The following is a 6,748-nucleotide window of genomic DNA, read 5'->3' as shown; positions in this document are numbered from 1 at the left end:
TTGGACGCCTGGGAAAAGAGTTGAAGGTGAATGATTCGAGCCAAACGAACCAACAACCATCTAACCGTCAGCGTTCCACCCAAACTATCGCCCAATTCATTCTGATGCTACGTCGTGGCACCGTTACTGCTAATCCCTATCCCGTCCGCCGCCTACCCACAGCTACCAATGCCGTCACCCTTGCTACTATTTTCCAATACCGTGCCGCTCGCCGCTGCCACCGTTGGCACTTTTGGTTAGATGCAGGTTCTTCCCTCTGGCTCAGTGGTGGTGCAGCTACCCTTTTCGGAGCTCATCTTTTTCTAAAGGAATGGTCTGGACGTCCTTGGACAGAGGAAGATAAAGTCCAAGCTGATCAACAACGATTAGAGCGAATTTTGCGAGATTTATTAGGTAGAGTTACACAGCGGGTTTACTTGTGTCATAGCGAATTAGCGGTTAGTGGCACAGAGCAGAATGGTCCGTTATTGTCATTGATACATACGGCGATAAATACTGCTGTTTCTTGACAATTCTAGTGGGATATTTCTGTTAGAAGTCTTGGCATGTTTTAGTTGAAGTTTGCCCAGGGTGAAGCAGCAAGCTATATCCTTTCCGTATTAAAAATCAGAGATAAAGGCCAAGACAAGTATCAAACACATCACGCTCAATGGTAAGCCAAAAAGAAAGACAATGCCCGCGATTGCCCAGCCTCTTTGGTGAGCTTTGAAGTGTTCGATACTCCGCCAGCGACGACTTTTCCAAGCCCATTCATTGCCCTTGGCACCGAGCGCGATCGCCATAAACCAACCAACTTGAGGCACAAACGCTATCAGCCCAATCCAAACATTATTCGTCATAGACCAAAACCAAGGTATCAAAAAAGCCCCCCAGTTCCAGCCTTTGATTTCATCTGGTACGGGTACTCGATCATCCAATACACCCCCTTGACCTGAATTATTCACAAAGGCGACTGGGGTGGGTCTGATCAGCTGGCTACTGTAGGGAGTATTGAGTGTCATGCCCAACTCTAGGGCTAGAATTGCTTCAGACGCACTTTTGAAGCGTTGCTCTGGAGCCGGTTCGGTCAGCTTCTGAATCCAGCTAATCAGGTTAGCACTGAGGTTGACTTGGTCTTTAAAGTAAATGCGCAAATTGCGCTGGGGCAAGTCAGCAGGTGCAGTCCCGGTGAGCAAATGAATCAAAGTCGCCCCTAAGCCATACAAATCCGATGCTGGTACTGCCCTACCACCAAACTGTTCCATGGGGGCGTAACCATAGGTTCCCACTACCGTAAATGTAGCGCCTTCTTGGGACGCCCGATCCTGCACTGACCCGAAATCGACGACATAAATCTGCCCATCATCCCCTAAAATTAGATTGCTAGGCTTAATATCTCGGTGCAGTACAGCTGGATTGAGCTGATGGAGAAATTCAAGAATTTTCAGCACATCCACAGCGATTTGGCGCACTTCCCCTTCTGTAAATCGTTTACCTTGATTTAGTTTTTCCTTGAGGGAGGAGCCAGGAATATAGTTGTGTACCAAGCCAAACCAGAGTACTCGGTCATCAATGTTAAAATAATCAAGATACTTGGGAATCCGGGGATGATTGAGCTGTTTAAGCACCTGTGCTTCTCGCTCAAAGAGTTTTAAATCGTCCCAATTAACGTCACCACCAAATGCCAGCAGTTTAACAACTACCAATTCTGGAGGTGACACTCCTATATCTTCAGCTAGCCAAGTTTGTCGTCCAGCATTATGTCCCAGTTGTTCCTTGAGTTGATAGCGCTCATGTAATATCTGTTCGGCTTCCAGCATCTCGGCTTAATGTCCTCAGTGGCTCATCCATCCCATCAGCTTGCTCGGTTAATCTCAAGCTAGATGGGTGGATAAAGGGCAAAGGGGAAAGGCTAAAGGGGGAAGGGGTGGGTTAGATGATGATTTTTCTTACCAATCAATTTGTCTTACGAATCAAACCGATTTATCATTGACATTTGACCCCTCTAGCTTTACTATAGCCAGATTTTTTTGGGATGACAGGGATGATAACAGTTTATTAACTTGAAATTTGCTTTCCCGTAGCCACGACCGGGCGAGCATCGCTTTGTTCATCATCACCTTCATGCATCAAACTCTACACACTACGCGTTAACTCATCCCAATCCTTCAACCACTGGATGGAAGTAAAACGCTAGTCCTAATACGACATAAGCTGCTAATAGCAACACTCCTTCGAGCCAGTTGGACTTACCATCAGAACTAATCGAATTAGTAATCAACACAGCTACGGCTACTGCTACCAATTCAAAGGGATTAAAATCCAAATCCATGGGCTGACCCATAAACCACCCAGCTAGCACTAACACTGGGGCAACAAATAGGGCAATTTGCAGACTAGACCCCACGGCTACGGAAACTGAGAGATCCATCTTATTCTTCATTGCGACAGTTACCGCAGTGGCGTGTTCTGCTGCATTACCAATTACGGGCAGTAAAATTACTCCGGTAAACAGCGCTGTTAGTCCTAACTGTGATGTGGCAGATTCCAAGCTATCCACCAAAAGTTCTGATTCTAGTGCGACCAGCAGGGTAACCACTACCAAGACTCCTACCCACAACCAGATATTAGGCAGATGTTTAGATTCGGAACTGGCCATTTCACCCTGCTCTGTTTCTTCTAACTCTATTTCCGCCATTCCCACATCAAACAGATAGGTGTGGGTTTTCATGGAAAATAACAGACTTAGCCCATAAACCAGAATTAAAACCAGGGCAACTGCCACCGAAAGCTGTTGTAATGTAGATTCAGGAATACCAATGGATGTGGTATCCATTGCTGTCGGTAGCAACATGGCAATCACTGCTAGGTTCATTGAAGAGGCATTCACCCGCGCCACAATGGGCTGAAACTCCTGTTCTTTGTAACGCAATCCACCCAGCAACATGGCAAATCCCATCACTAGGAGTAGGTTACCGATGATGGAGCCAGTGATGGTGGCTTTAACCACCTCTACTAACCCAGCATTCAGGGCAATTAGGGCAATGATTAATTCTGTAGCGTTGCCAAAGGTGGCATTTAATAACCCTCCTAGGTTTGGACCGAGCACCACAGCGATTTCTTCTGTTGCTGTTCCCATCCATCCTGCTAAAGGGATAATTGCCAAGCAAGAGGTAATGAAGATAACCGCCGAGTTCCACTCTAGAAATTCAGCGGCTACTGAAATGGGAATAAACAGTAGCAAAATTGACAAAATTTGGTTTTTGGTGAGCATTTAGGTTTCTGTACCTCAAAAGAATTACTATTCTAGTTAGTTTGGGGGACTAGGACAGTATCGAAAGGGGCTTGGTAAATCCCTCTTCCGATTCCCCCGTCTCCCTAAGCTGTCACACCCCTAAGCTGTCACGCACTTAATTTTTGGGTTGAGACTGATGGGGAGATAGGGAGGTGGGGGGATGGTTTGACGGTTTCTTTGATAACATGACCAGATTAAATTTAGATGCGTGTTAGCTGATCAACTTAGATAGACAAATTAGATAGTCAAGTACCTTATGATGCTGTAGCTGGTGTGCTCAATAAAGCTTTTCGATGCTTAACGATTTCTCAAGCGCATCAGTCCTAGGGTATATTTTTTAACCATAGAAATTTGCTATGATCTGCTTAAGATTGATAAGATTACCGAAATTTCCATAAACTGATTAGAGTTACTTGAATTAAACCTTGCGGTTGAATTAATCATTGTGTTAAGCATTTAACGTTTGTCCTAACTATCCGCTACTTTTGTTCGTTACTGCCAAACCAGTATGAGTTTGCTTAAGGGTATTCGCTGCCCGGCCCCAAACATGACGTTCTGGGGTTGGGTTAGCTGTCTTGCTGTTTTTTTGAATGCATATTCCCATGACTTCAGTAGCTGAACTGCTAGTTTTACAAGCTGAGGAAATAAAGTCCACTGCTAAGTCCACTGCCAAGATCAAGCACTACTCGACGCTCAACAACGATTCCCTAGATACCACCACAGGTGTCTATATTACTATCCACGGTCATTTCTACCAACCGCCTCGCGAAAACCCTGATCTAGATACCATTGAGCGTCAGCCTACTGCTGCTCCGTTTCATGACTGGAACGAACGGATTTACTATGAGTGCTACCGCCCCAATGCCTTTGCTAGGGTATTAAATGACCAAGAGGAAGTGATAGATATTGTCAACAACTATGACTATTTGAGCTTCAATATTGGTCCAACCTTAATGTCATGGCTGGAAGATTACGATCTCGAAGTGTATCAGCGGATTCTGGAAGCGGACAAGAAGAGTTGCGTACGCTTAAATGGTCATGGGAATGCGATCGCTCAAGTTTATAACCACATCATCCTGCCCCTAGCTAATGAACGGGACAAATACACCCAAATCCGTTGGGGAAAAGCGGACTTCCGTTCCCGCTTTGGTCGTGAACCCGAAGGGATGTGGCTGGCGGAAACGGCAGTAGACTATCCCACCTTGGAAGCACTGGTAGCAGAAGATATTCGGTTTATTATCCTAGCCCCTTCCCAAGCTCAACGTTGCCGCCCAATTCCCACTGAACACACCAGTGAACACACCAGTGAACACAATAGTAATTCTCCATGGCAGGAAGTGGGAGGTGCTCAGATTGACCCTACTCGCCCTTACCGTTGCTTCCTCAAAAATGGCAAATTTATTGATATCTTTTTCTATGATGGCCCAATCTCCAGAGATATGGGCTTCAATGATTTACTCAGCAGTACTGAACACTTCGCCAAGCGTTTGGGTCAAGCAGTACGTGGGGATCATCGCAGTGCCCAGTTGATTGCTGTGGCAACGGATGGGGAAACCTTTGGCCATCACAAGACAGGCACTGAGAAGTGTATTGCCTACGCTTTTACCCATGAGTTTCCCCAGCGCAACTGGACAGTAACCAACTTTGCCCACTACCTTAGCTTTAATCCCCCCACCTGGGAAGTGGTACTGAAGCCAGTAACAGCCTGGAGTTGCTCCCATGGGGTTGACCGTTGGCAAGATGATTGTGGCTGTGGTGGTGACGGGAAGTGGCACCAAAAGTGGCGTCGTCCCCTGCGCAATGCCCTGGATTGGTTACGGGATGAATTGATTCAGGTATATCAAGAGACTGGTAGCCAATTCTTCCATGACCCTTGGCTAGCGCGGGATGAGTATATCCAAGTGATTCAGAACCGTTCCCCAGCTAATGTGGACAGTTTTCTGGACCGTCATAGTACTCACCTACTGACGACCGCCGAACAAGTAGATGCCTTACGACTGCTGGAAATGCAGCGTCATGCTCTGCTGATGTATACCAGTTGTGGTTGGTTTTTTGAGGAAATCTCCCGTCCAGAAGGGGTTCAGATTCTGCGCTATGCTGCCCGTGCTATGGAGTTAGCTGGTGATGTTGCTAAAGTCCAACTGGAAGAAGAATTTATCCAACGCCTTGCTCTAGCACCCAGTAATGTGGAATGCTTTAAAACTGGTGACCAGATTTATCAGCAACTAGTGGTGTCAGCCCACGTTAGCTGGAAGCAAGTAGTAGCAGACTATGCCATTAGTTCCCTATTTAAGAAGTATTCCCAAGAAGACAAAATCTACTGTTACTATGCCGATCAGCAATATTACCAGCTAAAACGAATCGGGGCATTAACCCTAGCTGTGGGACAGTTACAATTGGCTTCTGAGATCACTAGGGAAAGTGGTGATTTTGTGTTTGCCTTGCTATACCTAGGTGGTTGGGACTTCCACTGCTGTATTCAACCCCTTGCTGAATGTCGAGGCTACCGCCAGCGGTTGGACACATTATTTAATGCCCTAGACCAAGGCAGTGCAGCCCACACAATTTTGGTAATGAATCAGCTGTTTGGGCAGCAACATTTTAATTGGCAGCATCTGTTTGCTGAAGAACGACACCGGATTATGCAGCTGTTGAGCCAGGAAACCTTGACCCGTTTGGATCAGCTCTATACCGAGGTTTATCGGGATAATTATAGAGCCTTGATCGCTTTCCATCAGGGTGGGTTATCTGTTCCCAAGGAGTTGCAAGTAGCAGCAGAAATTGCTATATCCAATCAGTGTATTACTGTGATTAGGGCATTAGATAGTGATAGCAGTGATCAGCAGGTGGTATGGAGTAGGTTGGCAGAGTTAGAAGCGATCGCAACAGCAGCAAATCATCTCCACTGTCAGTTGAATAGCATAGAAGTCAAGCAAACCTTAGAAAAGTTAATTTTGCGTACGCTCTGGCAAATTCTTTACGATAGCAACCCAGAGGAAGTGGAAGTTGATATTCAACGGCTAGAGAAAATGATTGATCTAGGCAATCAGCTCAATCTCAGCTTATCCTTAGATCGTTGCCAAGAACTTTACTTGGAGTACTTCCATAACCAATTTTTCCCTCAGCTGATCCAAAGCCAAGATTTAAAGAAAGATAGTAAAGATAGTGATAGCAATGGCAGCTATCCTTGGCTATGTAAAATGTGTACCTGTAGCACTTCTTTTAGTACTTCAGTTTCCCCAAGCCCCCTACTGAATTTGGGTCAAACCTTAGCAGTGGATCTCAGTGCTTGGATCACCAACCTACCCTAACCAGGATAGGAGAGTATAGGTTGGTTACCGTGAATCCTCAACACTTAACTATAGCGTTTAACTATAGCGTTGCTATTACAGTTTTTGCTTAGAGAGCACACCCGCACCAAAGGCTCCTACTGCTAGCAGACTTAGCACCGACATCGGTTCAGGAACAGTAGTA

4 protein-coding genes and 1 pseudogene are annotated in these 6,748 nt (G+C 45.9%); 2 read left to right on the top strand and 3 right to left on the bottom strand.

Annotated elements, in window-relative coordinates; genetic code table 11:
• A pseudogene (locus F6J99_RS39365) lies at nt 1-509 on the top strand (recombinase family protein); the annotation flags it as partial.
• Between the two features lie 90 nt (nt 510-599).
• Here the strand turns inward: F6J99_RS39365 and F6J99_RS39360 are convergent.
• Together F6J99_RS39360 and cax are read right to left on the bottom strand one after the other, a co-directional pair.
• Complete coding sequence (locus F6J99_RS39360; RefSeq protein WP_293121541.1) at nt 600-1,799, bottom strand: serine/threonine-protein kinase; 1,200 nt, start codon at nt 1,797-1,799, stop codon at nt 600-602.
• A 335-nt stretch (nt 1,800-2,134) separates the two neighbouring features.
• The gene (gene cax, locus F6J99_RS39355; protein ID WP_293121539.1) at nt 2,135-3,253 is read right to left on the bottom strand and encodes a calcium/proton exchanger; all 1,119 of its coding nucleotides are present in this window, start codon (nt 3,251-3,253) and stop codon (nt 2,135-2,137) included.
• A gap of 623 nt (nt 3,254-3,876) precedes the next feature.
• On the opposite strand from cax, the gene F6J99_RS39350 reads away from it, so the two are divergent.
• Complete coding sequence (locus F6J99_RS39350) at nt 3,877-6,585, top strand: DUF3536 domain-containing protein (RefSeq protein ID WP_293121537.1); 2,709 nt, start codon at nt 3,877-3,879, stop codon at nt 6,583-6,585.
• A 75-nt stretch (nt 6,586-6,660) separates the two neighbouring features.
• Here the strand turns inward: F6J99_RS39350 and F6J99_RS45910 are convergent.
• Nucleotides 6,661-6,748 (bottom strand): PEP-CTERM sorting domain-containing protein (locus tag F6J99_RS45910; protein WP_365975163.1); only part of this gene is annotated, 88 nt, incomplete at its 5' end.

This window comes from Moorena sp. SIO4G3 (assembly GCF_010692305.1).
Taxonomy (GTDB): domain Bacteria; phylum Cyanobacteriota; class Cyanobacteriia; order Cyanobacteriales; family Coleofasciculaceae; genus Moorena; species Moorena producens_A.
This window is presented reverse-complemented; position numbering and strand designations above follow the sequence as displayed.

Coding starts and splice junctions, on each gene's coding strand:
- F6J99_RS39360 (WP_293121541.1), bottom strand. CDS start 1,799: ATGCTGGAAGCCGAACAGATATTACATGAGCGCTATCAACTCAAGGAA.
- cax (WP_293121539.1), bottom strand. CDS start 3,253: ATGCTCACCAAAAACCAAATTTTGTCAATTTTGCTACTGTTTATTCCC.
- F6J99_RS39350 (WP_293121537.1), top strand. CDS start 3,877: ATGACTTCAGTAGCTGAACTGCTAGTTTTACAAGCTGAGGAAATAAAG.